The following is a 23,287-nucleotide window of genomic DNA, read 5'->3' as shown; positions in this document are numbered from 1 at the left end:
CAACTAGCTAATCAGACGCGGACTCATCAGCACCCGGAAGCTTGCAAGCAGAGGCCCCCTTTACCCTTTCAAGACTATCCGGCATTAGCAGTCGTTTCCAACCGTTATTCCGGTGATGCAGGTAGATAATCCACGCGTTACTCACCCGTGCGCCACTTTACTCATTCCCGAAGGGACTTTCGCGTACGACTTGCATGTGTTAAGCACGCCGCCAGCGTTCAATCTGAGCCAGAATCAAACTCTCCAGTTAGAAAACTGAAGCCATAAAATTCTATGGCCAAAATAAAGCTGAACTTATTTCCTGTCCAACTCGCTATTTAATTGTCAAAGAACTTCGTCTTTCCGCGTCGAGCGGTTACCGTCGAAGCGGAGGGCTTTATGAGCCATTCGCCGAAGCTTGTCAACATCTTTTTTGAAAAAAGTTTTTAAACTTTAAAAACCGCTTTCCGGTGCTGACTGGTCAAAGAGCTTTTCGCCTTGCGACGAAGGGGGTATTTATGCTTTCCGCCTTCGGGTGTCAACACACTTTTTCACTTTTTCTCACTTTATCCGTTTTTAGCCTGCCTGCTGCACCGCCCCCTTTATATGATGCCCGTGCCGCCTTGCCTTATATTCCACAGGCAGGTATCAACTCGTACACCGTTTTGTGGCACCGGTTTTTAAAACCACGTTCAGGCACACTCACACGAGGTTATAATGGCTTTAAGCAAACAGGAACTCAGGGAAATTGCGGCGCTTGTTGAAAAAGGCGCCTATGTGAAACGCTCCACCCTGTATGTCGCCGTCGGGGTTGCCTTGCTGGCAGGGCTGTACGCAGGCAACCTGCTGACAACCGTGTTCACCCACTCACAACAGGCCGCAGTACATCAACAGGCCCCCGCCCAGCAGGTACCGCCTCAGCAGACGGGGCAGATACTCGACCTTGAGGAATATGTTCAGAAACATCCCGAAGAGCATGCCGCATGGGTCAAACTGGGCCACCTGTATTTTGACACAAACCAGCCACGCCCCGCCATACGGGCATACGAAAAGGCATTGCAGATCAAACCCGGTGATGCTGATGTGCTGACCGATCTGGGAGTAATGTACCGCAGAGACCACCAGCACCGCCGTGCCGTTGAAACCTTTGACCAAGCCATCGCTGCTGATCCGTCCCACGAGGTTTCGCGGTTCAACAAGGGCATTGTTCTGTACCATGACCTGAACAGAAAAGAAGAAGCTTTTGCCGCGTGGCAAGAGCTGCTGCGCCTGAATCCCGAAGCCCGCACACCGGGCGGTACACCGGTACGGGATATGCTGCGCCAGCTGCAGGGCCAGTAACCACCTGCCGCGACCTGTCCTTAAGCCGGATGCCCAGCGCGTCCGGCTTTTTTATAGACAGCGGGCAACGGCACATGGGCAGACAGCGCTTGATGGTGCCGCAACGTGACAAGACCGGCAAAACACTCTATCAATTCCGGTAGACCGATGGCTTTTGCCGGCACCGGCCTGTCCGGCTTTTTTACTTTTATACCACCCTTTCCGCCATATTCAGGATGTTCATGCGGTATAGTCTACGTTTTTACAGTCATTGTGCATTCATAATAAGTCTTTTTGTCTTACTGACCGTTCCGGCATCCGGCGGTGCTTCGGGTATCGCTTCCGTACCGCTGGACGAGCTTGAATCACGCATGTGGGTCAAGCCGTTCATGGAGGTTCTGCCCGACGCAGGCGGGTCGCTTACCATCACACAGGTGGCGTCGCCAAGAATGAGGCAGCAATTCAGGCACTTTGACGATGTTTCACCCCTTGGCGGAGCCCGCGCCGTCTGGCTGCGTCTTACCCTGCTGGATGACGGAAACCGTAATGCCGCCGCCCTTCCGCCTTTTCGTGCGGACAAAGCACAGCCCCTGCCGGACTCCGTACGATTTGCACTTTCTTCTGTTGAGCGCGACGGACAAAACAGTACGGCAGAAGAGCCGCAGGAAACCCCGGAACCGCGCCATGCGCTGCTGCAGGGGCCGGTTCTGCAACTCGGGCCTACCATCCCTGCACCGGTGGAGCTGTACATCCCCTCTGCTGATTCAGCCGAAGGCTGGCAGCGCATCATGACCACGGGAACGGCGGTACCTCTGCCTGCCCCCGGTGGTGCTCCGCTGACGGTGTATCTGCGCATTGCCGGTGCACCCGGACCATGGTTTCAGCCTACGCTGCATCCTGCCGGCGACTCGCTGGATGACGCCGTACGCGCGGCAAAACCCATGCACCTGCTGCAAGGAGCCCTGCTGGCGCTGATACTGCTGCATATTGCCATGGCTGCAACCGCAAAATCTGTCTGGCGCCTGTGGGCCGCAGCCGCCACAGCGGCAGTATTGCTGCATTCGCTGTCACCTGTGGCCGCGGCAACGCTGTTTTCGTGGCGCAGTGTGGCTGCGCTTTTTCTGCCCGGTATCGCCGTACTTGTTCTGGCCCAGACGGGCCGCAGCCTGCTGCGCACAGATGAATCGCAACGTGCTGACAGGCTTTTTGCCCTGTGCATGGCGGCCGGAGCCATAGCAGCCCTGCTGCCGCTTATTCCCGGATTTTCGGGCTTACACCGCGCGCTGCCGCTCTGGCCGCTGCTGTGCGTTCTGCCGGCACTGCCGGCCCTGCTCCGCTGGCAGGACGGGGTATCAGGCGCCGGACGCTACATGCTGGCCTGTCTGCTGCCGGCCACCGGCACTGTGGCCGGTATGGGGGCAGCCCTCAGCCCCGATGCACCTTACTGGGCCTCGCTGGGACCGGCACTGGGTACCGCAGGCGGACTGCTGTGCCTTGCCATCGCTCCGGACAGCAAGCGCTGCGTACCGGCAGCCGCGCCCGAACAAAACGATACGGCAGAGCAACATGCGTTCGAGCAGCAGGAACCGCACCTGACAGCCGGAGCGCTGCTGGCAAGGGTAAGCCATGACCTGCGCACTCCTCTTACCGCCATGCTCAGCACCATCGAAGAGCTGACTGCGTCTCTGCCCGCGCACACAGGCAGAAAGCAACTGGCGCTGCTGCAGTCTGCAGGGCGTAATCTGCAACTGCAGATCAACGACCTGCTGGATGCCGCGCGTGCGGCCAAAGGAAGAACAGACCTCAAGGCTGTTCGCTTTAACCTGCACCATGTGCTGGAAGAAGCCCACGACATTGCCCTCATCAAAGCCGGCCGCAAAGGTCTGCAGCTTTCATGGTTCATGTCTCCGCATCTGCCGGTGAATTTTCTGGGCGATCCGGACAGGATCCTGCAGATAGTGCTGAACCTGCTGGGCAACGCCATCCGTTTTACCGACGAAGGCACCATCAGGCTTTCCGTCGAACGGGTTGATGATTCCACAGACCCCGGTCATCTGCGCTTTACCATCAGCGACACGGGCGTGGGCATCCCCCTTGAAAATCCCTATGCGGTCTTTGACAGCTTCTGCGTAAGCCCCGGTACGGGGTCGGGCCGCTACGGAGGCATGGGTCTCGGCCTTTCCATCACGCGCGATCTGGTCTCCATGATGGGCGGTGTGGTGTGCCTTGAAAGCGCCCCCGCATCAGGCACCACCGTCTCTTTCACTCTGCGTCTGCAGCCTGCGTCCAAACTGCCGCACGGCATGCCCTCCTGCCTCGGCAGACAGCCCGGTCTGGTGCTGGTGGCTGACGACATTGCCAGCAACCGCCAGCTGCTTTCGTTTTTTCTGGAAGACACCCCGCTGGTGCTTATTGAAGCCCGCAGCGGAGCCGAAGCGCTCAGAGTCTTCCGCCGCAGGCTTCCTTCACTGGTCATGGTGGACGCCCGCATGCCCGAAATGAGCGGACCGGAAACTGTCCGCGCCCTGCGCGAAGCCGAAACGGAACTGGGGCTCATGCCCGGCCCTGTTTTCGGCGTGGTGAAAGCGGGAGATGAACAAGGCGCGGAAGCAATGCGGCAGGCAGGCTGCTCCGCCATTCTGCTGCGTCCCTTCACCCGCGGCACACTGCTTTCCGCCGTATCTGAAACCATTGCAGCCATGGAAAATCCCGCGCAGGAACCGGCAACCGCGCCTGAATGCACTGTGCCCGCCGGCGGACACACCGCTGCGCACTCGGCGCAGACCATGCAGCAGGCAGACATCACAGGCGGACAGCAGGCGCATCACGAAACAGCGGAGGAGCCAGCCGAGACGGAACCTCTTCTTTCAGCAGTAAACCCCATGTTCTTTCATAACGAGGAAAGAAAACTGCAGAACGGGGCCGCCACGGTGGAGCAGCCGGAGACCTGCTCCGGCCCTGAGGCAGACGGCTGCGCCACGGAACACGCGGCATCCGCAGCGGAGAATACGGAAACAGATAGTGTAGCTGCGCAGCAAACAGCAGCTGCCATGCCCCCCGAACAGTCTGCGGCACCGGTCGATACCCCGTCGCTGGAACACTTCGAGACATCCCGAAGCGTAAAAACCACCGAGGTTGACACCGCTGCGCAAAAATCCCATGAACTGGCCGGAACAGCCGAAGACGACCCTGCGGACGAAGAATCGCCTCTGCCTGACGACGACGGGGACGCAATGCCGCCCGTCAACATACCTTCGGTTCTGACACCCGAAACATTCGCCCGCATTTCTGCGGCTGTGGCCGCACTGGCAGAACCGGAACCCGCCGCGCCGGCAGGGCTTGCCCGCGAAGAAAAGCCGTACCCGGACACGGACGGTGCAGAAAAAGCCGATGTGTTCAGTGTAATGAAACCCCAGGCAGAACAAGCTGCCGAACAGCATGATACTGCCGGAATACGGCAATACGCCGCCGATGCCGAACCACCAGCCGAACTGCCCGCGCAACTGCAGGGGCTGAGTGACAGCATATCGGCCGGCCGCGGGGCAATGCTGCACAACGATCTGCCGCGGACAGGCGCTGCTGCGGCTGCCATCGAGCATATCGCAGCTCAGCTGGGGCTGCAGGCACTGCGCCGCATAGCCCGTTGCGTCTGCGATGCGGCAGCGGCAAACGACGCCGATGCAGTGCAGGATCTTTTTGCCGAACTGGAAAGCGCCACCGTCCGCAACCGCAAGGCGATGGAAGACTTGTTCCGCATGCAGACAGTGCTGCGGCAGAACGGAAAACAGGGGACAGGACAGCCATGACAAGGCGCAGCCCCCGATATAGCGGACGCCGCATTCTGGTTGTAGAAGACAACCGCGTCAGCCGGACTATGCTTGAGCTTATGCTAACCAAAGCCGGTTATGAAACGGAATGTGTTGCCGACGGTGATGCCGCGCTTGCCGGTATGAGCGGCAGACATTTTGATCTGTTGCTGCTGGATATAGAGCTGCCGGACATAACCGGAGACAGACTGCTGCCCCGCCTGCGCGCCTGCCGTCCGGAAGAAGCATCTGTGCCTGCTGTGGCTGTTACGGCCCATCACGACAGCGACATCCGCCGTCAACTGACCGCAGCCGGTTTCACCGCCGTGTTCAGCAAACCGCTGGATATGCCGCAGCTGATTGATGCTATTGAAAAACTGCTGTAACACATGCAAAAAAACAAGAAATGCACAACATACTTTCAGCAGTGCAAGCCCATACAGCATTGATTAATCAGACAAAATCATGCGCAGCACGGGCACGCCGCGGCACGGCGGCACGGCAACGACATGGCCGGATATGCGCTGCTGCCAACGATTGCGGGGCTTCGTGCGTTGACACTTTTGAATGGCAGGAGTATCACCACACCTCTGAGTGAGTGAACACACCGTTTATTATCGCAACATACCATTGTAGGGATATCATGAAACGCGACATTATTCTGGACACCGCCGCGCGCCTTTTTGCGGAACGCGGCTTCAGCAATACCCCCACCAGCCTGCTGGCACGCGAAGCAGGTGTGGCCGAAGGGACGATCTTCCGTCATTTCAAGACTAAAGATGACATTTTCCTTACGCTGGTAACCAACGTGAAAAACCAGCTCATCAGCGACATCGAAAAGTATCTTGAAGTGCGCACTCCTGAAAGCAGCATGGAAAAGGTCGTTTCCATCATCAAATCGTTCTATGTTTTCGTTAAAAAGAACAACATGGAATTCTGCCTTATTTTCCGTGATGCTCCCACACGCTACGGCCACAGAAACGACAACGTGTTCCTGCAGATTCAGCAGATATACAGCTATCTTACCGAGTATCTGACACAGGCCCTTGAAGAGGGTAAACAGGACGGTTCCATACGTTCCGCCCTGAACACCAAGGATACCGCAGGCATGGTGGTCAGCCTTGTGGTAGGCCTTGTCAGAGCCATGCACTTCGGTTTTGTCGAGCCTTCCGACGATGTGCTGCGCAGCGTCATCGACAATATCCGCCATATGCTGACCTGCGAATAACGCCTGTCAGAAATGTTTTTGCAAAGAGCCGTGCCCGCACGGCTCTTTTTTTTCGGGGTCTTTCCCCGCGGAACCGTCCTGCAAAAGGCTGAGTGCCCTTGCGGCTTTCTCAGCCATGCAGCCGGCGGGGAAACCTTTTACCGGCCGGTACCCGCGTAGCGGGCGATACGGCACGGCTCTCCCGCAAAACAAAGAGGACGCCGGAGCGTCCTCTTGTGGTATATATGCAGCCTGTTTTAGCGGGTCAGTTTGCGGAACTTGATCCTGTGCGGCTGTTCGGCATCCTTTCCGAGCCGACGCTTTCTGTCGGCGTCATAGTCGGAGTAGTTGCCTTCATGGAAAACCACCTGCGAATCGCCTTCGAACGCCATGATATGCGTGGCAATGCGGTCAAGAAACCAGCGGTCGTGGCTGATGACCAGCACGCAGCCTGCAAAGTTTTCCAGCGCGTCTTCCAGTGCACGCATGGTGTTCACATCAAGGTCGTTCGTGGGTTCGTCAAGCAGCAGCACGTTGGCGCCTGATTTCAGCATACGTGCCAGATGCACCCTGTTGCGTTCACCGCCGGAAAGCACATCGACATTTTTCTGCTGATCGGATCCGGTAAGGCCGAAACGCGAGCAGTATGCACGGCTGTTAATTTCGCGGCTGCCCAGCTTCACCGTTTCGTAGCCTTCGCTTATAACCTCGTACACGGTCTTGCCAGCTTCCAGCGAGCCGCGGCTCTGGTCAGCGTATGCGAACTTGACGGTTTCGCCCACTTTCAGCTCGCCTGCATCCGGCTGTTCCTCTCCTACAAGCATCTTAAACAGCGTGGATTTACCTGCGCCGTTGGGCCCCACAATACCCACTATGGCGTTGGGAGGAATGATGAAACCGGCGTTGTCCACCAGCAGTTTGTCACCCATGGACTTGCACAGCCCTTCGGCCTGCACGACAACCTTACCCAGACGGGGTCCCGGCGGAATGTAGATTTCAAGGTCTCCGGCCACTTTTTCCGACTCGTGGCTGAGCATGGCCTCGTAGGCGTTGATACGCGCTTTGGATTTTGCGTGCCGCCCTTTGGGAGACATGCGTATCCAGTCAAGTTCGCGCTCAAGGGTCTTTCTGCGTTCGGCTTCGGCCCTGTCTTCATTGGCAAGACGTTTTTCTTTCTGCTCCAGCCAGCTGGAGTAGTTGCCCTTCCACGGAATACCGCGGCCGCGGTCGAGTTCCAGTATCCAGCCGGCCACATTGTCCAGAAAATACCGGTCGTGGGTAACGGCAATGACGGTGCCCGGAAAGCTCTGCAGATAGCGTTCAAGCCATGCGACAGATTCGGCATCCAGATGGTTGGTAGGTTCGTCGAGCAGCAGAATGTCGGGGTTCTGCAGCAGCAGACGGCACAGAGCAACGCGACGCTTTTCACCGCCGGAAATAACAGAGACCGGCGTATCGCCGGACGGGCAGCGCAGAGCATCCATGGCCATTTCAAGACGCGAGTCTATGTCCCATGCGCCCTTGGCGTCCATCTGTTCCTGCACCTCGGCCTGACGGGAAATGAGCGCATCCATTTCGTCAGGCTCCATGGGCTCGGCAAATCTGGCGTTGATCTCGTTAAATTCCTGTACCAGCTGCATGACATCGCCCACACCTTCTTCCACCACTTCGCGCACGGTGCGGGTTTCGTCCTGCAACGGTTCCTGCTCCAGATACCCTATGGTATACCCCGGAGAAAGCACGGTTTTGCCGTCAAAAGACTGGTCAACGCCGGCAAGAATTTTGAGCAGCGACGACTTACCGGAACCGTTAAGCCCCAGCACGCCGATTTTTGCGCCGTAAAAATACGACAGCGAAATATCCTTAAGCACTTCCTTCTGGCCGTGCCGCTTGGACACCCGCACCATGGAATAGATAATCTTATCCGGTTCGTTATTGCTCATTACACTCACCTTGTTAAAAATAGTCCCGCCATTGGCGGCACAATGTGCTTATGCACTAACTGTCAGGATGTCCAGCGCCCGCACCGTACCCACCCGTAACGAGCAAATCGAAACACGGCGGTGTGCCGGGGCAGACAGGCACGCCGGTATGGTGTACCCTGCGGCCATGACCATATGCACCTGCATTCCCCTGAAAGACGGGCTGTACCGCATACGCTGTTCGGACAGCCAGCATACGGAAGAGGGCACCATTGCCGTAAGCGGCGGCAACTTTTCGGGCAGCACGGAACAATACCGGCTTACCGGACATATCGGACCGGCGGCCCCTGCTGACAGCGGCCCCCATGCACAGCAGAAGCACACGGTGACAGGCATGCTGCATCTGACCCGCGCAGGCACCGGCAGTGAACGCTGCCTCGGCTGGTTCAAGCGAGCCAGCCTGACACTGCACGGCGCACACAGCGCTGCCGCAGACACAATCACCGCAACTGCCCGGGCACAGGGGCATACGGCCATATTTCTTGATATCGCCATAGTTCCCGCACAGTCTGCAGACTGTACATAACACCGCCCGGCACAGCGCTGCACCGGGCGGTCATGGTATGCACCTGCAACAGTGCCGGGGACTACCGTGCGGCAGTCAGTTCACTGATAAGAGTCTGCAGTTCCGTGGCCAGTTCCGCCAGTTCACGCACAGCCTGCGTGCTCTGCTGCATCGCCTGTGAAACATCCAGTGCTATCTGATTCACCTCATCAGCCGAGCGTGTGATTTCGTCGGCCACTGCAGACTGCTCTTCGGCACTGGTGGCGATGGCGCGCACCTGATCGGCCGTTGTCTCTGCCAGATTAACTATTTCAGCCAGTTTGCCCTGCGAGTTGGTTGCATGTTCTGTGCTGCTGGCAATGGCATTCACCGCATCATCGGTTGATGCGATGCTCGCCCGCGTGCCGTTCTGGATAGAATTTACAACGGAGCTTACCTCGCTGGTGGCTACCATGGTCTTTTCCGCCAGTTTACGCACTTCGTCGGCAACCACTGCAAACCCGCGCCCCGCATCGCCTGCCCGGGCGGCCTCGATGGCGGCATTCAACGCAAGCAGATTGGTCTGGTCGGCTATATCTGAAATAACATTCATAATGCCGCCTATGCCTTCTGCCTGCTGCCCCAGTTCGGTCATATGTTCTTTCAGCCCTCTTGCGGCCCTCTCCGCCTGCCGGATGGATTCTATGAGCAGCCCCACGACCGTGCTGCCTTCATGAGCGCGGGTTCTGCTGCCTTCGGCGTTATCAGCGGCGTGCGAAGCATTCTGCGCCACCTCCAGCACTGTGGCGTTCATCTCCTCCATGGCTGTGGCAGTTTCGCCCATGCGTTCGCGCTGCACGTCAGATCCTGTGCTCGACTGCTCAACCTGTGACGACAGCTCCTCTGCCGCAGAAGCCAGACGGTCTGCTATATTGGTGGCATTACCGGCAAGCTGCTGCATTTTGCGCTGGCCCGATTTTATAGCTGTCTCGTCAAATATCTGCTCAAAAGCTCCAATGACAGCTCCGTTTTCATCAAGGATGGGAGCCGCAGAGAAGGACACCAGCAGTTCTTTACCCGCCGGATTAGCAACGGTTTCACCACTGGTCACATCATGAGCTTTCATGGCCAGATCGCAGATACAGCTGCCCGTGCGGCAGGCGGCAGTGCGGAAGTGGTCATGGCATTTTGTCCCGCGTACCTGCTGAGGGGTCTTGCCTGCCATTTCGGCACCCTTTTTATTCATAAAAAGAATATTGTACCCGCTGTCTATGCACATGAGCGGCGTGGCGATCAGGTCAAAGTAAGCGACAATGGTGGCCATAAGTTTGTTGGTGGAGGCAAGCAGCTCGCGGTAGGCTCCGCGGACTTTTTTCTCGTCGCATTCCGCACGCAGGTTACCGCGTTTGATATGTTCAAGCGACGAGACCATCTCGGTCACAAGCAGATTGAGGCTGTCATTGATACCCAGCATGGCCGCTGCCACACCCCGCGCCGTTGTTCTGTCCAGCTTATCCGCCGCAGTCAGATCACCGGCGGCAATGGCGGCGGCCACCTGCTCAATGACACGCGGCTCACCGCCGATACTCTGCGAGAGACTGCGCCACAAAAATACAAGCAGGGCAAAAACAAAAACAATAAAAACGCCGAGCATGACAAAAAACGTGCGACTCATGCTCTCTCCGGTTGCCAGAGCATCGTTCACACTCTTTTCGGTTCTGCTGAAAAGCGAGGTGTTGAACTGCTGCACTGCGGCGGCGATTTTGTTTATCCACTGATAATACTCTGCATCATACAGCCTGGCCATTTGCTGCATGGCATCCGCATCAAGCTGACTGCGGTACCTTTCCGCACTGCCCGCGCGTTGCAGGCGTGCATCTATAAAATCCATGACTTCCGTTTCAATGACGGCAAGACCATTGGAAAGTTCCTTTGCAGCCTTCAGGGCGTCCATCTCCTGACGGGTCACGCCGAACGCCTTGACCTTGTCCATAAAATCTATAACAGAACCGTCGCTCCTCGGAATTTTACCGTTGCTTTGATCAAGAATGCGCATGTACGCTTCTTTGTATTTTACTTCTCCTGTCATACCGTACAGCCGGATATTATCGGTAAGCCCATTGGAGTCTGAAGCCATTTCACGCGAAAGTGCAACAGCCGCGTCACGCTCACGCATGGCGCTGTGCTGCAGCTCAACAGCACTTCTGTATTTTACAAAAACGCCCACAACAGCTGCCGAAAGCAGCATGATAAGTACTGTTGAAAGCGCAAAGAGTTGTTTAAGAGACATGTATGACCTCCTCTGACCTTCCGGCTGATACAAAACATATACGATTTATATGACGTTCCCTGCCGCCCACTATACGCTGGAGCTCCTGTTTTTCAGTTATATTATACGGTAAATTCACGCTCTGTTATTTTGTCACCGCGTATTTATAAGCCACAAAAAAAGGAAGGACATGAATCCTTCCTTTTTACGGTCTTTGACGCGCAGTCTTACAGTCCGAGAACCCTGCGGGCATTATCGTACATTATCTTGCGCCGGGCATCATCCGAAAGAGGCATCTTCGCGTACACATTCAGAGCGTCTTCCTGCTCGATGAAAGGGTGGGCACTGGCAAAAACAACCTTGTCCGTTATAAAGGAGTTCATGGCCTGAACATAAGCTTCCGCCATGGGTGCCTGTTCGTATTCAGAGCAGTCCATGTAAACGTTGGCGTTACGCAGACAGGTGAAAATGGCTTCATTCACAAAAGGATACCCGCCGTGGCTCATGACGATTTTCAAATCGGGAAAATCACGCGCCACAATATCCACATGCCGGGGGTCGGTGTAATCCATAACCGCGCCGGCAACCTGTGGCGGCGGCGCCGTGGTGATGAACACGGGAATGCCCAGATCGCAGCAGGCGGCATATATGGGGTAGTACCGTGCCTCATCAGGGCGGATGTGCGCCAGATAGGGGTCGATGGATGCCCCGCGCATATCAAGTTCTGTCACGGCGTGCCGCAATTCGCGCACTGCGGCCATGCCTTTATGCGGGTCAACTCCCCAGAAGCCGATAAATCTGTCAGGGTACGCCCTGCAGAATTCCAGCACACTGTCATTATTGGCAGGTGAACCGTAGGTTGTTTCACTGTCGCGTCCGGAAATGACACACAGCTCGACGCCGCGTTTATCGAGACCGGACACTATCTCATCCAGAGGCTGCGGCTTGCGCTTTTCAAATCCTATGGCCTTGCAGGCCGCTTTAAACATATTGCTACCGGCAATGCCGTTAATGATTTCCGGTGTATTGGGCCGGAAACGGAAATCGATAACCTTCATTAGTTCACTCCTTGCAGTAAAAGGTCCTTCCCTTCTCGCAAAAAGCGTGCCTTGGCATTCAAGCTCATCATTAAGCAGCAATACACTGCATTTAATGACAAAACTCAAAAAGCCGATCTCCTCTGCCTGCCGGAGAGCAAGCAACAGTCTTCTGCGGGAACTGCGGCCGCCTTCCCGCCAGCAGCGCGGACGCATGTGATTTTTTTCATCTGTATGTAACAGCATAACATTCCGCACGTTTCACTTTTGCAACCGTGCAACTGCCACGACGGGCACCGCCCGATCTTCTCCACCTCCGCGCCACAAGATGACGACGTATCCGCCGTTCAACAGCCGGATACGGATACCGCAACTTCCCCCCTGCCCCTCCCGCTATGTTCTGTATTTCACATATCCTGTACACCTGCCGGTATGCTGCCTGTATTTTTCAACAAGGCACATCAGCGCCTCAGACACCGCATGATTCCGCGGCGCCTGCCGGTCATGCGGCACGCACGGGCTCGTCCTGCGCATCCACACGTCTGACGCAATAAGACATGTTCCACCTTTGCAACATACTTTTCACAATCAAAAAAACCTATCAAAATTAGTAAGATACAAAAACACTGTTTCATAATTGGAACACTCCTTGCCGGAATACGCATTCAGGCAGACCCAAAAGGCAGCCGCTCCGGGCTGCTTGTGCCGTTTTTATCAAGCTGCGCGCCGCTTTTGCGGTTTTGGCACATTACCTGCTCAGTAAGGGACGAAAGGCAGCTGCTAACAACACACTCGGGAAGAACCTCAAGACCAAGGAAGAACCATGAAACACCTATTGAAAGCAGGCGCACTGGTGGCGCTGGCGTGCATCGTGACCCTGACGGCAGGCGCACAGGCGCATGCGGCAAAGCGTATCAACATCCGTCTGGCGCACCCCATGGCGCCGGGCAACAACGTGACGGTAGGCTACGAAAAATTTAAGGAACTGGTTGCAGAAAAAAGCAACGGCCGTGTGCGCATCCAGCTGTTCGGCAACTGCATGCTGGGCAGCGACCGTGTGACCATGGAAGCCGCACAGCGCGGCACGCTGGAAATGGCTTCCAGTTCTTCACCCAACATGGCCAACTTTTCCAAACAGTGGATGGTGTTTGACCTGCCCTACATCACCAGCCCCGAGCATCAGCAAAAGCTGTACAAAGCCATCGATGACGGCGAACTGGGCAAAAAGCTGGATGAAATAGCCGCCTCCATCGGTCTGAAGCCCATCATGTACAGCGAATATGGTTACCGCAATTTTGTAACCACTAAAAAGCCCATCAAAACCGCTGACGATCTGAAAAACCTTAAGGTGCGTACCACCGACTCACCCATTGAAGTGGCCGTGGCTGCCGCGCTGGGCATGGCTCCCACCCCCATTTCGTGGGGCGAGACCTACACGGCTCTGCAGCAGGGCACCGTGGACGGCGAAGGCAACACATTCTCGCTGCTCAACGACGCCAAGCACACCGAAGTGCTGAAGTACGCAATAGATTCTGCCCACAACTACAGCATGCACCTGCTGATGATGAACAAAGCCTACTACGACAGCCTGCCTGCCGATGTGCAGCAGATTCTGACAGAAGCAGGCCGCGAAGCACTGACCTATCAGCGCTCCATCACCAGCGAGCTTGAAAAGAAAGCGGAAGACGCATTCATCGAACAGGGCATCACGGTGACCAGACTGAGCCCCGAAGAGCGCGCCAAGCTGGTCGAACGCACCCGCCCCGTCTGGGACAAGTTCAAAGACGACATTCCTGCCGAACTGATCAAACTGGTGCAGGAAACCCAGCAGTAAACAGAAACCGGGGCAGGGGGCCTGCCCGCTTCCTGCCCCGGAAAGCCGCTTTTCCGACAACGCAACCAAGAGGTCATAATGTCAGATCCCAACGTCACAGCCGCCATCATGAACGCTCAGGGCGAATGCTCCAGCGGCTCTCTGGAAAGCCGCCCCGGAATACTGGGCTGGCTTGATGCCAACTTTGAAAAGCCGTTTCTGGTTGCAGGCATGCTGGCCATCATCTTCATCATCACCTTCCAGACCCTGTACCGCTACATCGGCGTCTACCTGCACGAAGGCGCCGCAGCCGCCGTCTGGACAGAAGAAATGGCACGTTTCATCTTCATCTGGATATCGTATCTGGCTGTGCCTGTGGCCATTAAAAACCGCTCAAGCATCCGCGTCGACATTATTTTCGACAGGCTGCCCGTCAGGTTTCAGAATATATCGTGGATCATCGTGGACGTGTGTTTTCTCACACTGGCAGCCACCGTGCTCTGGCAGTCGCTTGATCTCATCAAAATGCAGCTGACCTATCCGCAGACATCTCCCGCTCTGCAGCTGCCCTACTATATTCCGTATCTTGTGCTGCCTGTCAGCTTCGGGCTGATGGCCGTGCGGCTGCTGCAGGACCTTGCCGGACAGGTACGCATCTGCGGTGCGGCGGATACCGTTATCGGCCTTATCCTGTGTGCGGTACTGGCCGCCCCCCTGTTCATCGCCGACTACATCGACCCGCTGCCGGTACTTTTCGGCTACTTTGCCCTGTTTCTGGTGGTGGGCGTGCCCATTGCCATAGGTCTGGGGCTGGCTGCGCTGGCCACCATCGTGGCCGCAGGCAGCCTGCCCATAGACTATGTGGCCCAGATTGCCTTCACGTCCATAGACAGCTTTCCCATCATGGCCATTCCGTTCTTCATCGCCGCGGGAGTGTTCATGGGTGCCGGCGGGCTTTCGCGCCGTCTGCTGAACCTTGCCGATGAAATGCTGGGCGCATTGCCCGGCGGCATGGCTCTGGCCACCATCGGCACATGCATGTTCTTTGCCGCCATCAGCGGTTCCGGCCCCGCCACCGTTGCCGCCATCGGCTCGCTGACTATTCCCGCCATGGTGGAACGCGGCTACTGCAAATACTTTTCTGCAGCCATTGTGGCCGCCGCCGGAGCCATCGGCGTCATGATTCCTCCCAGCAACCCGTTTGTGGTCTACGGCGTTTCCGCTCAGGCATCCATCGGCAAGCTTTTCATGGGCGGCATCGTGCCGGGCCTGCTGACCGGTCTTGCCCTTATGGCGTACAGCTACTGGTACTCCAAAAAGCGCGGCTGGAAAGGCGAAGTACGCGATCGCAACCTGAAGACCTTCATGCATGCCGTATGGGAAGCAAAGTGGGCTCTTATGGTGCCGGTCATCGTGCTGGGCGGCATATACGGCGGCATAATGACCCCCACGGAAGCAGCGGCACTGGCGGCCTTCTACGGCCTCATCATCGGCTGCTTCGTGCACCGCGAACTGAGCTGCGGCAGCTTTTACGACTGTGTGGTCGAAGCGGCCGGCACATCCGCCATGGTTATCGTGCTCATGTCCATGGCCACCATCTTCGGCAACATAATGACCATCGAAGAAGTGCCCACCACCATTGCACAGGCCATGCTGGGCCTGACCACAGACAAAATAGCCATCCTGCTCATGATCAACGTGCTGCTGCTCATCATCGGCACGTTCATGGAAGCTCTGGCCGCCATTGTCATACTGACTCCCATCCTGCTGCCCATTGTGCTCAAGGTCGGCGTAGACCCCGTACACTTCGGCATCATCATGGTGGTCAACCTTGCCATCGGGTTCGTCACACCGCCGGTCGGGGTCAACCTCTTTGTGGCAAGCGGCGTTGCCAACGCCAAAATCGAACAGTTGTCCAAGGTGGTTCTGCCGCTCATCGCGCTCATGCTGGCGGTGCTGCTGATCACCACCTACGTTCCCGCAATTCCCATGTTCTTTGCGGGCTGATGAAAGCACGGCGCACGGCCGGTGTCCTGCACCGCCCCGGGCGCAGCATATACACACTCAACAGAACTCAGACGAATACACTCAGGAGAAAAAACCATGCAATGCTGCACAACTCCCTTGTCTCCCCATGAACAGCGCCTTCAGGACAAAATAGCCGGTAAGGAAGACAGCTTCCGCAAGTCGCACGAGCGCGTGTTCAACATTCTGGACAGCTTTGACGGCAAACGCCCCCGCATCGACGTGGAACGCGCAAAGCTCTTCACCGACTCCATGAAGGAGACCGAAGGCCAGCCGCTGGTGCTGCGCTGGGCCAAGGCCATGAAGCATGTGGCCGAACATATCACCGTGTACATTGATGACGACCAGCTGATATGCGGACGCGGCGGCTGCCCCGGCCGGTACGGCGTGCTGTACCCCGAACTGGACGGCGACTTTCTTGATCTGGCCATTGAAGACCTGCCCAACCGTACCGAATCGCCCTTTACCATCACCGAAGCGGACGCACGCGTGGTGGTGGAAGAAATAGCTCCCTACTGGAAAGGCAAGACCTACCACGAAGACCTGAACCTCGCCCTGCCTTCGGATGTGCACAAACTGACCTATGACGACCCGCAGGGTCTGAAGTCGCGCTTCATTGTCAACGAAACCTCGTCGTTCCGTTCGTCCATCCAGTGGGTGCACGACTACGAAAAGGTTCTCAAGCGCGGTTTCAGAGGCCTGAAGGAAGAAGCGCAGGAGAAAATAGCAGGGCTTGATCCCTTAAGCCCCCGCGACAACGTGGAAAAGCGCCCCTTCCTTGAAGCTATCGTCATCGTGTGCGACGCCATTATTCTGTGGGCCAACCGTCATGCCAAGCTGGCGGCGGACATGGCCGCGGCAGAAACCAACCCCGTTCGCAAGGCGGAACTGGAAACCATGGCCGAGATATGCGCATGGGTACCGGAAAACCCCGCCCGCAACTTCTATGAAGCTGTGCAGGCCCAGTGGTTTACCCAGATGTTCTCGCGCCTTGAGCAGAAAACAGGCACCATTGTCTCCAACGGCCGCATGGACCAGTACTTCTGGCCCTTCTACCGCAAAGACATAGAAGAAGGCCGCATCACCGAAGAAAGCGCCCTTGAGCTGCTGGAATGCATGTGGGTGGGCATGGCGCAGTATGTCGACCTGTACATTTCTCCCGCGGGCGGAGCCTTTAACGAAGGGTACGCCCACTGGGAAGCTGTGACCATAGGCGGGCAGACTCCGCAGGGGCTGGACGCCACCAACGACCTGACCTACCTGTTCCTTAAGTCCAAGCGTGAATTCCCGCTGCACTACCCCGACCTTGCAGCACGCATTCATTCGCGCTCGCCCGAACGCTACCTGCACGACGTGGCCGAAACCATCAAATTCGGCTCCGGCTTTCCCAAGCTGATCAACGACGAAGAAATCGTGCCTCTGTATGTCTCCAAGGGTGCCACCTTTGAGGAAGCCCTGGACTACGCCGTTTCCGGCTGCACCGAAGCCCGTATGCCCAACCGCGACACCTACACCAGCGGCGGCGCATACATCAACTTTGCCGCAGCGCTGGAAATGGTGCTCTACAACGGGCGCATGCTCAAATACGGTGAAAACGAGCTGGGTCTGGAAACCGGCGACCCCACCCGCTTTGAAACGTGGGAAGAGTTCTGGAACGCCTATGTGCTGCAGCACGAGCACTTCCTGCGTGCGGCTTTCATCCAGCAGCACATCATCAACAACGTGCGCGCCCGCCACTTTGCCCAGCCCATGGGCAGCGCCCTGCACGACCTGTGCATGAAGCACTGCCTCGACCTGCACACCCCGCAGATTCCCGAAGGTATAAACCTCGGGTACTTCGAGTACATGGGCTTCGGCACCGTTGTCGACTCGCTTGCAGCCATCAAAAAGCTTGTTTTTGAAGACAAAAAGCTGACCATGCAGGAAGTCATCGAAGCCCTGAAGTGCAACTTCGAAGGCAAGGAAGACGTTCAGCAGATGCTCAAGTCCGCCCCCTGCTACGGCAACAACGATGAATACGCCGACAGCATCGCCCGCGAAATCGACGCCATTTCGGTAAAGTACGGCCGCCGTTACTCGCCCGAACTCGGCATGCACAACGACGTGCGTTATGTGCCTTTCACCTCGCACGTGCCTTTCGGCAAAGTGGTTTCTGCCACTCCCAACGGCCGGCTGGCCTGGACGCCGCTGTCTGACGGCTCATCCGCTTCGCACGGTGCCGACGTAAACGGCCCCACCGCTGTGCTGCAGTCCAACTTCAGTTCCAAGAACTACGGCTACCGCGACCGCGCCGCCCGTATGCTGAACATCAAGTTCACCCCCAAATGCGTGGAAGGCGATGAAGGCACCGAAAAGCTGGTCTCGTTCATCCGTACATTCTGCGACCTGAAGCTGTGGCACGTGCAGTTCAACGTGATCAACCGCGACACGCTGATTGCCGCGCAGAAAGACCCTGAAAAATACCGCAGCCTCATTGTACGCATTGCAGGCTACAGCGCGTACTTTGTGGACCTTTCGCCCGACCTGCAGAACGACCTTATCGCCCGTACCCAGCACGACGCGATGTAGGCACCGGCACTAAAAAGGCATCATCCACACTCAGCCGGCCAGCCGCCCCCTTTACGGGGGCGGCACCGGCATTTACCGAACCTGCTAGCCGAAAAAAAGGCATCCCATGAGCTCTTTTGAAGACAAAAAAACAACCGGCATCACATTCAATATACAGAAGTACTCCGTTCATGACGGCCCCGGCATCCGCACGGTTGTCTTTCTCAAGGGCTGTCCTCTGCGCTGCCGGTGGTGCAGCAACCCCGAATCGCAGCGCAGACGTATTGAACTGGCATACAACACAGGACGCTGCCTGACGCTGACCAAGTGTGTGCGCTGTGTCGAAGTGTGCACCATGAACGCCATTACACGGGCAGATGACGACACCATATCCATTGACCGCGCCCTGTGCGAGGAGTGCGGCATGTTCTGCGCCGAGGCATGTCCTTCAAAAGCGCTGATAACCTACGGCACCACGCGCACCGTGAACGAAGTGCTCAACGTGGTGGAACAGGACAGCGTCTTTTACGCACGCTCCGGCGGCGGGATTACCCTTTCCGGCGGCGAACCTTTTGCCCAGCCGGCTTTTGCTCTTGCACTGCTGCGCGAAGCCCGCAGACGGCACATCCACACTGCGGTGGAAACATGCGGCTACGCGTCATGGAGCGACATGGAACCGGCGCTGGAATATGTAAAATTTGTCCACTACGACATAAAAAGTCTGGACGACGAAAAACACCGCAGCGCCACAGGCGTGTCCAATGTCCGGATCATCGAAAACCTGCGGAATATCAGAAGCCGTTTTCCGGCGCTTAAAGTGGTCGTGCGCACCCCCGTTATTCCCGGTTTCAACGATACCGAAGAAGATATCCGGGCCATTGCGCGGCTTACTGCGGAACTGGAAGTGGAATACCAGCTGCTGCCCTACCACCGGCTGGGCACGCAGAAGTACACCTTCCTCGACAGGCAGGCTCCCATGGGCGAGGTGGTTCTGGATGAACAGGTAATGACAGCACTGAATGCCGTGGTGGCTGCAGAGCATGCAACAGACGGTTAAGCCGCGTCCGGCCCCGCTCATATGCCGTACCGCAAGGGGCCGGCATGTCGTTTGACACGCAAAAAATGTCATGAAGCCGCTCAGATAACAGCGGCTTCATTTTTATGATGCATTCCGAAGACAACCATTTTACTATCACGCAACAACACGTCGCAGAACACTTCTCCTGCGATATACTTTCCGGAAGCATCACGGTGCATACGCATTCTTAGATATGCACAAAATAATAAACACAGCATACAGTGCATCACATCAGCTTCATGCTTGGCATGGTAAAGCTGAAAGCGTGCTGCGCTGCATTTTGCCGGCCATACAATGCGTAAAGTAATACAACATATAGAAAGCATATTTGATGTATTAAGTGACGGGATATACATTACAGACAAATCCGGAAAGACCCTGTTCGTCAACAAACGGTACGAACAGCTTACCGGCCTGCAGATGAAAGACATCAAGGGACTGAATGTCAGCACCCTGCTGGAAGAAGGTGTCTTTGACATCATTCTGAACCCAGAAATAGTCCGCACACGCCGCCCGGCCACATCCGTGCAGAATGTCCGGCAGAGCAAAAAGGTCATCCTGCGCGGCTATCCTGTGTTTGACGATGAAGGTGAAGTCTGTCTTGTGGTCACATTCGCACGCGACATCACCATGATAACCCAGTTCCGCGACCAGATAGCCCAGCAGCGCGAGCTGATAGACTCGTTCAACGAGCGCATGGAACACATGGCGCAGGAGCAGACCCGCCACCCGCGCCCCGTATTTGAAAGTCATGCCATGAAACGGGTTCTGGAACTGCTGCAGCGCGTGGCTTCCACCGATGCCACCATGCTTATTCTGGGTGAAACAGGGGTGGGCAAAGATGTGATTGCCCGTCTTGCCCATGAATACAGTCCCCGCGACGGCAAGCTGTTCATGAAGGTGGACTGCGGCAGCATAGCTGAAAATCTTATAGAATCTGAATTGTTCGGCTATGTGCCGGGTGCGTTTTCCGGAGCAAGCAGCAAAGGGAAACCGGGTTACTTTGAAATAGCCGACGGCGGTACGGTTTTTCTGGACGAAATAGGCGAGCTGCCGCTGCCCATGCAGGCAAAGCTGTTGCGCGTGCTGCAGGACAGAGAGGTCATGCGCGTGGGCGCCACGCAGCCCAAAGAGGTCAATGTGCGCATCATCGCCGCCACCAACCGCAATCTGGCAAAAGAGGTGGAAGAAGGGCGGTTCCGCAGCGATCTTTTTTACCGCCTGAATGTGGCCGTGCTGCGGCTGCCGCCGCTGCGCGAACGCAGCGACGACATTCTTCCGCTGGCAGACACGTTTCTTGACCGGTTCAATGCCAAATACCACCGCACCATGACCATGACCAGAGCCACTCGCCACGCTCTGGGCAACTACGGCTGGCCGGGCAATGTGCGTGAGATGCAGAATCTTATCCAGAGCCTTGTGGTCACATGCGACGGGCGCTCTATCCGCCCCGAGCATCTGCCGCCGCATATCACCCGCGCAGGCAAAAGCACTCCCTACACGCCCCCCGCCCCCGAAGACGAGCGTCCGCTGAAGGAAATCATGGCCGACATCGAACGGGAAATTCTGCAGGAAGCCCTCAAACGTCACGGCTCGGTATGCAAGGTGGCATCCATGTACAAAATAAGCAGGACCACCCTGTTCAGAAAATTACGTGACGTACAGGACGGCACGCACGAAGACGCCTGACGCCGCAAGCCCCGCACACGCCGGCGGTTTCCGTAGTGCCGCCTTTCTGCCCGGGGCCGGATTCCGCGGCCGCCATGAACACATAAACCGCCCGCGGCAACTGTATGCCGCGGGCGGTCTGCACTTGTGCATCCGCAAAAAAAAGCGTGTGCCCCGGACATTGCATCCGCGACACACGCAAGGAGCCCCGGCGCAGTCTGCTGAAAGCCGCGGCCCGCCCACCCAGCCAGAATGGCCGGCCGCACAGCCGCTGCGTCTTCGGAGGAAAAACAATCATCGCCGGTGCGCCGCACCGGAAAAAGACAGATGCACCGCCCTGCCCGGCCAATGGCCGGACGGGCCTGTGCGGGCGGTGCATCTGTTTCTGTTACAGACGGATCACCTTTCCGGGCGCCTCGTCCGTATTGGCGGCATTGCGCACCACATACCGGCCGTTGACCAGTACATGATGGATGCCGTCGGGGAACTGGCAGGGGTCGGTAAAGGTTCCGTTGTCCTGCACAGTCTGCGGGTCAAACACCACAATGTCGGCATAATTTCCGGCTTTCAGTTCACCTCGTCCGGCAAGTCCGAACACAGAGGCGGGGCGGCCTGTCATTTTACGCACGGCTTCTTCAAGCGTCAGGGCGCCGCGTTCGCGCACATAGCGGCCAAGCACCCGCGGAAAAGCACCATATACGCGGGGATGCGGCTTGCCGCCCAGCAGACCGTCAGTGCATACGTTCATCTCGGGACGGCGCATAAAGCCTTCCACATGTTCTTCCAGACCGTAAAAATCGACCATGCCCACGGCATTCTCTTCCTGCAGCAGCAGATCAAATGTGGCCTCGAAAGGATCCTTGCCGCGCAATTCACCCAGTTCCACAAGGTTCTTGCCTATGCAGTCGCCGTTGGCGGCGGTTTTCACGTCGGTCACATATATGCCGTCCAGTCCGGCAAACTCCACAAAGTTATCCCAGCCGGCGATGCCGCTGCGGATATCACGCACCATGCGCCTGCGGGCTTCGGGGTCGGCCAGCCTCTGCAACAGCAGGTCGGTCCCGCCGTCATGCACCCACGGCGGCAGAATCACACCCAGCATGGTGGAACCGGCAATGTAGGGGTACTGATCAAAAGAGACACGGATGCCTTCGGCACTGCATCTGTCCAGCAGCGCAAGCACTTTTTCATACTTGTCGGCATTGTTTTTGCCGCAGATCTTAAAGTGCGAAAAATGCACCTTCACGCCCGATTCGCGCCCCATGGTGATGACTTCTTCCATGGATTCCAGAATGGTGTCGGCCTCGCTGCGCTGGTGGATAACCAGAGGTCTGTCGAATTCCGCAGCCGCTTTGCACAGGGCCACCATCTCGCGCGTGTCGCTGTAGGCGCAGGGCATGTAAATAAGTCCGGTGGAAAACCCCATACCGCCGGCTTCCAGTTCACGGCGCAGGATGTCCTGCATGCGGCGCAGGTCGTCGTCCGTGGCTTTTACATTGGAAAGCCCCAGCGCCTCCATACGCACGTTGCCGTGCGGGATCAGATACCCTTCGTTGGGTGCGCTGCCGTTCTGCTCCAGCAGCTTCAGGTAGCCGTCGGTGGTGGCATACGACCAGTCCAGCTCTTCCACATCGCCGTCCAGACCGGCAAGATTTTTACGCCACGGGCTTTCATACTCTGCAGGCATGGGCGCGGCGGAAATACCGTCCTGACCCAGAATTTCTGTTGTGATACCCTGCCTTGTCTTGGCGGGCACATGTTTTTCTCTGAAAATCAGCAGGTCGGAATGGCTGTGGGTGTCGATGAAGCCGGGGCAGACGACACAACCCTGAGCGTCGAGCACTTCATCGAAATCGCCCTGAGGATTGCTGTCCGGCAGCACCGCGACGATCCTCTCTCCTTCGGTCACTACAGAACCGCTGAAACCGGCGGCTCCTGTCCCGTCGATGATGGTGGCGTTGCTGATAAGTCTTTTCATGGTCTTTTCCCCCTGCCTGTCACGGGCAGTTGCTTTCCGGTGAAATTTCCGGCGCAGGAAGCGCTGTTGCGGAATCCTGCGCCGCGGGCGGGCC

Annotated in this window: 14 protein-coding genes and 1 rRNA gene; 10 read left to right on the top strand and 5 right to left on the bottom strand. The window is 57.1% G+C overall.

The features are described 5' to 3' along the window. Nucleotides 1-250 (bottom strand): 16S ribosomal RNA (locus H586_RS0110835); the annotation flags it as partial. 446 nt (nucleotides 251-696) lie between these two features. Here H586_RS0110835 and H586_RS0110830 point away from each other — a divergent pair. The 4 genes from H586_RS0110830 (at nucleotide 697) to H586_RS0110815 (ending at nucleotide 6,333) form a co-directional block, all read left to right on the top strand. After that, on the top strand, nucleotides 697-1,320 hold the full coding sequence (locus tag H586_RS0110830) for a tetratricopeptide repeat protein (protein ID WP_011367282.1): 624 nt from the start codon (nucleotides 697-699) through the stop codon (nucleotides 1,318-1,320). 221 nt (nucleotides 1,321-1,541) lie between these two features. Continuing rightward, a complete protein-coding gene (locus H586_RS0110825; RefSeq protein WP_027182029.1) occupies nucleotides 1,542-5,105 on the top strand; it encodes a hybrid sensor histidine kinase/response regulator in 3,564 nt (1,187 codons plus the stop codon). Next, on the top strand, nucleotides 5,102-5,491 hold the full coding sequence (locus tag H586_RS19000) for a response regulator (RefSeq protein ID WP_011367280.1): 390 nt from the start codon (nucleotides 5,102-5,104) through the stop codon (nucleotides 5,489-5,491). The genes H586_RS0110825 and H586_RS19000 overlap by 4 nt, the downstream gene beginning before the upstream one ends. 257 nt (nucleotides 5,492-5,748) lie before the next feature. Further along, nucleotides 5,749-6,333 carry a TetR/AcrR family transcriptional regulator gene (locus tag H586_RS0110815; protein WP_011367279.1) on the top strand — a complete coding sequence of 195 codons (585 nt, stop codon included), beginning with the start codon at nucleotides 5,749-5,751 and terminating at the stop codon, nucleotides 6,331-6,333. A gap of 236 nt (nucleotides 6,334-6,569) precedes the next feature. Here the strand turns inward: H586_RS0110815 and ettA are convergent, their stop codons facing one another. After that, a complete protein-coding gene (gene ettA / locus H586_RS0110810; protein ID WP_011367278.1) occupies nucleotides 6,570-8,255 on the bottom strand; it encodes an energy-dependent translational throttle protein EttA in 1,686 nt (561 codons plus the stop codon). Nucleotides 8,256-8,403: 148 nt separating this feature from the next. Here ettA and H586_RS0110805 point away from each other — a divergent pair, with 148 nt between their 5' ends. Continuing rightward, a complete protein-coding gene (locus H586_RS0110805) occupies nucleotides 8,404-8,820 on the top strand; it encodes a hypothetical protein (RefSeq protein WP_027182028.1) in 417 nt (138 codons plus the stop codon). Between the two features lie 61 nt (nucleotides 8,821-8,881). On the opposite strand, the gene H586_RS20145 is transcribed toward H586_RS0110805, so the two are convergent. Beyond that, nucleotides 8,882-11,068 (bottom strand): methyl-accepting chemotaxis protein, encoded by a 2,187-nt coding sequence (locus H586_RS20145; protein ID WP_051363987.1) that lies wholly within the window; start codon nucleotides 11,066-11,068, stop codon nucleotides 8,882-8,884. Between the two features lie 206 nt (nucleotides 11,069-11,274). Then, a complete protein-coding gene (locus tag H586_RS0110795; protein ID WP_011367275.1) occupies nucleotides 11,275-12,105 on the bottom strand; it encodes an amidohydrolase family protein in 831 nt (276 codons plus the stop codon). A gap of 802 nt (nucleotides 12,106-12,907) precedes the next feature. Here H586_RS0110795 and H586_RS0110785 point away from each other — a divergent pair. From H586_RS0110785 to H586_RS0110765, 5 genes are all read left to right on the top strand, one after another. Then, nucleotides 12,908-13,918, top strand: coding sequence for a TRAP transporter substrate-binding protein (locus H586_RS0110785; RefSeq protein ID WP_027182027.1), 1,011 nt, complete (start codon nucleotides 12,908-12,910; stop codon nucleotides 13,916-13,918). A gap of 78 nt (nucleotides 13,919-13,996) precedes the next feature. Next, on the top strand, nucleotides 13,997-15,904 hold the full coding sequence (locus tag H586_RS0110780) for a TRAP transporter large permease (RefSeq protein ID WP_027182026.1): 1,908 nt from the start codon (nucleotides 13,997-13,999) through the stop codon (nucleotides 15,902-15,904). A gap of 96 nt (nucleotides 15,905-16,000) precedes the next feature. Then, the gene (hpsG, locus tag H586_RS0110775) at nucleotides 16,001-18,490 is read left to right on the top strand and encodes a (2S)-3-sulfopropanediol dehydratase (protein ID WP_027182025.1); all 2,490 of its coding nucleotides are present in this window, start codon (nucleotides 16,001-16,003) and stop codon (nucleotides 18,488-18,490) included. 106 nt (nucleotides 18,491-18,596) lie between these two features. Further along, complete coding sequence (hpsH, locus tag H586_RS0110770) at nucleotides 18,597-19,526, top strand: (2S)-3-sulfopropanediol dehydratase activating enzyme (RefSeq protein ID WP_027182024.1); 930 nt, start codon at nucleotides 18,597-18,599, stop codon at nucleotides 19,524-19,526. A gap of 315 nt (nucleotides 19,527-19,841) precedes the next feature. Then, nucleotides 19,842-21,236 (top strand): sigma-54 interaction domain-containing protein, encoded by a 1,395-nt coding sequence (locus tag H586_RS0110765; RefSeq protein ID WP_011367270.1) that lies wholly within the window; start codon nucleotides 19,842-19,844, stop codon nucleotides 21,234-21,236. A gap of 367 nt (nucleotides 21,237-21,603) precedes the next feature. On the opposite strand, the gene H586_RS0110755 is transcribed toward H586_RS0110765, so the two are convergent. Then, nucleotides 21,604-23,193 carry an N-acyl-D-amino-acid deacylase family protein gene (locus H586_RS0110755; protein WP_011367269.1) on the bottom strand — a complete coding sequence of 530 codons (1,590 nt, stop codon included), beginning with the start codon at nucleotides 23,191-23,193 and terminating at the stop codon, nucleotides 21,604-21,606. Nucleotides 23,194-23,287: the final 94 nt, after the last annotated feature.

Source organism: Oleidesulfovibrio alaskensis DSM 16109 (genome assembly GCF_000482745.1).
Taxonomy (GTDB): domain Bacteria; phylum Desulfobacterota; class Desulfovibrionia; order Desulfovibrionales; family Desulfovibrionaceae; genus Oleidesulfovibrio; species Oleidesulfovibrio alaskensis.
The sequence above is the reverse complement of the archived record's forward strand: the minus strand, read 5'-3'. Positions and strand labels throughout refer to the sequence as shown.

Bases quoted from the DNA above. Each gene is read 5' to 3' on its own strand.
- H586_RS0110830 (WP_011367282.1), top strand. From the start codon at position 697: ATGGCTTTAAGCAAACAGGAACTCAGGGAAATTGCGGCGCTTGTTGAA.
- H586_RS0110825 (WP_027182029.1), top strand. From the start codon at position 1,542: ATGCGGTATAGTCTACGTTTTTACAGTCATTGTGCATTCATAATAAGT.
- H586_RS19000 (WP_011367280.1), top strand. From the start codon at position 5,102: ATGACAAGGCGCAGCCCCCGATATAGCGGACGCCGCATTCTGGTTGTA.
- H586_RS0110815 (WP_011367279.1), top strand. From the start codon at position 5,749: ATGAAACGCGACATTATTCTGGACACCGCCGCGCGCCTTTTTGCGGAA.
- ettA (WP_011367278.1), bottom strand. From the start codon at position 8,255: ATGAGCAATAACGAACCGGATAAGATTATCTATTCCATGGTGCGGGTG.
- H586_RS0110805 (WP_027182028.1), top strand. From the start codon at position 8,404: ATGGTGTACCCTGCGGCCATGACCATATGCACCTGCATTCCCCTGAAA.
- H586_RS20145 (WP_051363987.1), bottom strand. From the start codon at position 11,068: ATGTCTCTTAAACAACTCTTTGCGCTTTCAACAGTACTTATCATGCTG.
- H586_RS0110795 (WP_011367275.1), bottom strand. From the start codon at position 12,105: ATGAAGGTTATCGATTTCCGTTTCCGGCCCAATACACCGGAAATCATT.
- H586_RS0110785 (WP_027182027.1), top strand. From the start codon at position 12,908: ATGAAACACCTATTGAAAGCAGGCGCACTGGTGGCGCTGGCGTGCATC.
- H586_RS0110780 (WP_027182026.1), top strand. From the start codon at position 13,997: ATGTCAGATCCCAACGTCACAGCCGCCATCATGAACGCTCAGGGCGAA.
- hpsG (WP_027182025.1), top strand. From the start codon at position 16,001: ATGCAATGCTGCACAACTCCCTTGTCTCCCCATGAACAGCGCCTTCAG.
- hpsH (WP_027182024.1), top strand. From the start codon at position 18,597: ATGAGCTCTTTTGAAGACAAAAAAACAACCGGCATCACATTCAATATA.
- H586_RS0110765 (WP_011367270.1), top strand. From the start codon at position 19,842: ATGCGTAAAGTAATACAACATATAGAAAGCATATTTGATGTATTAAGT.
- H586_RS0110755 (WP_011367269.1), bottom strand. From the start codon at position 23,193: ATGAAAAGACTTATCAGCAACGCCACCATCATCGACGGGACAGGAGCC.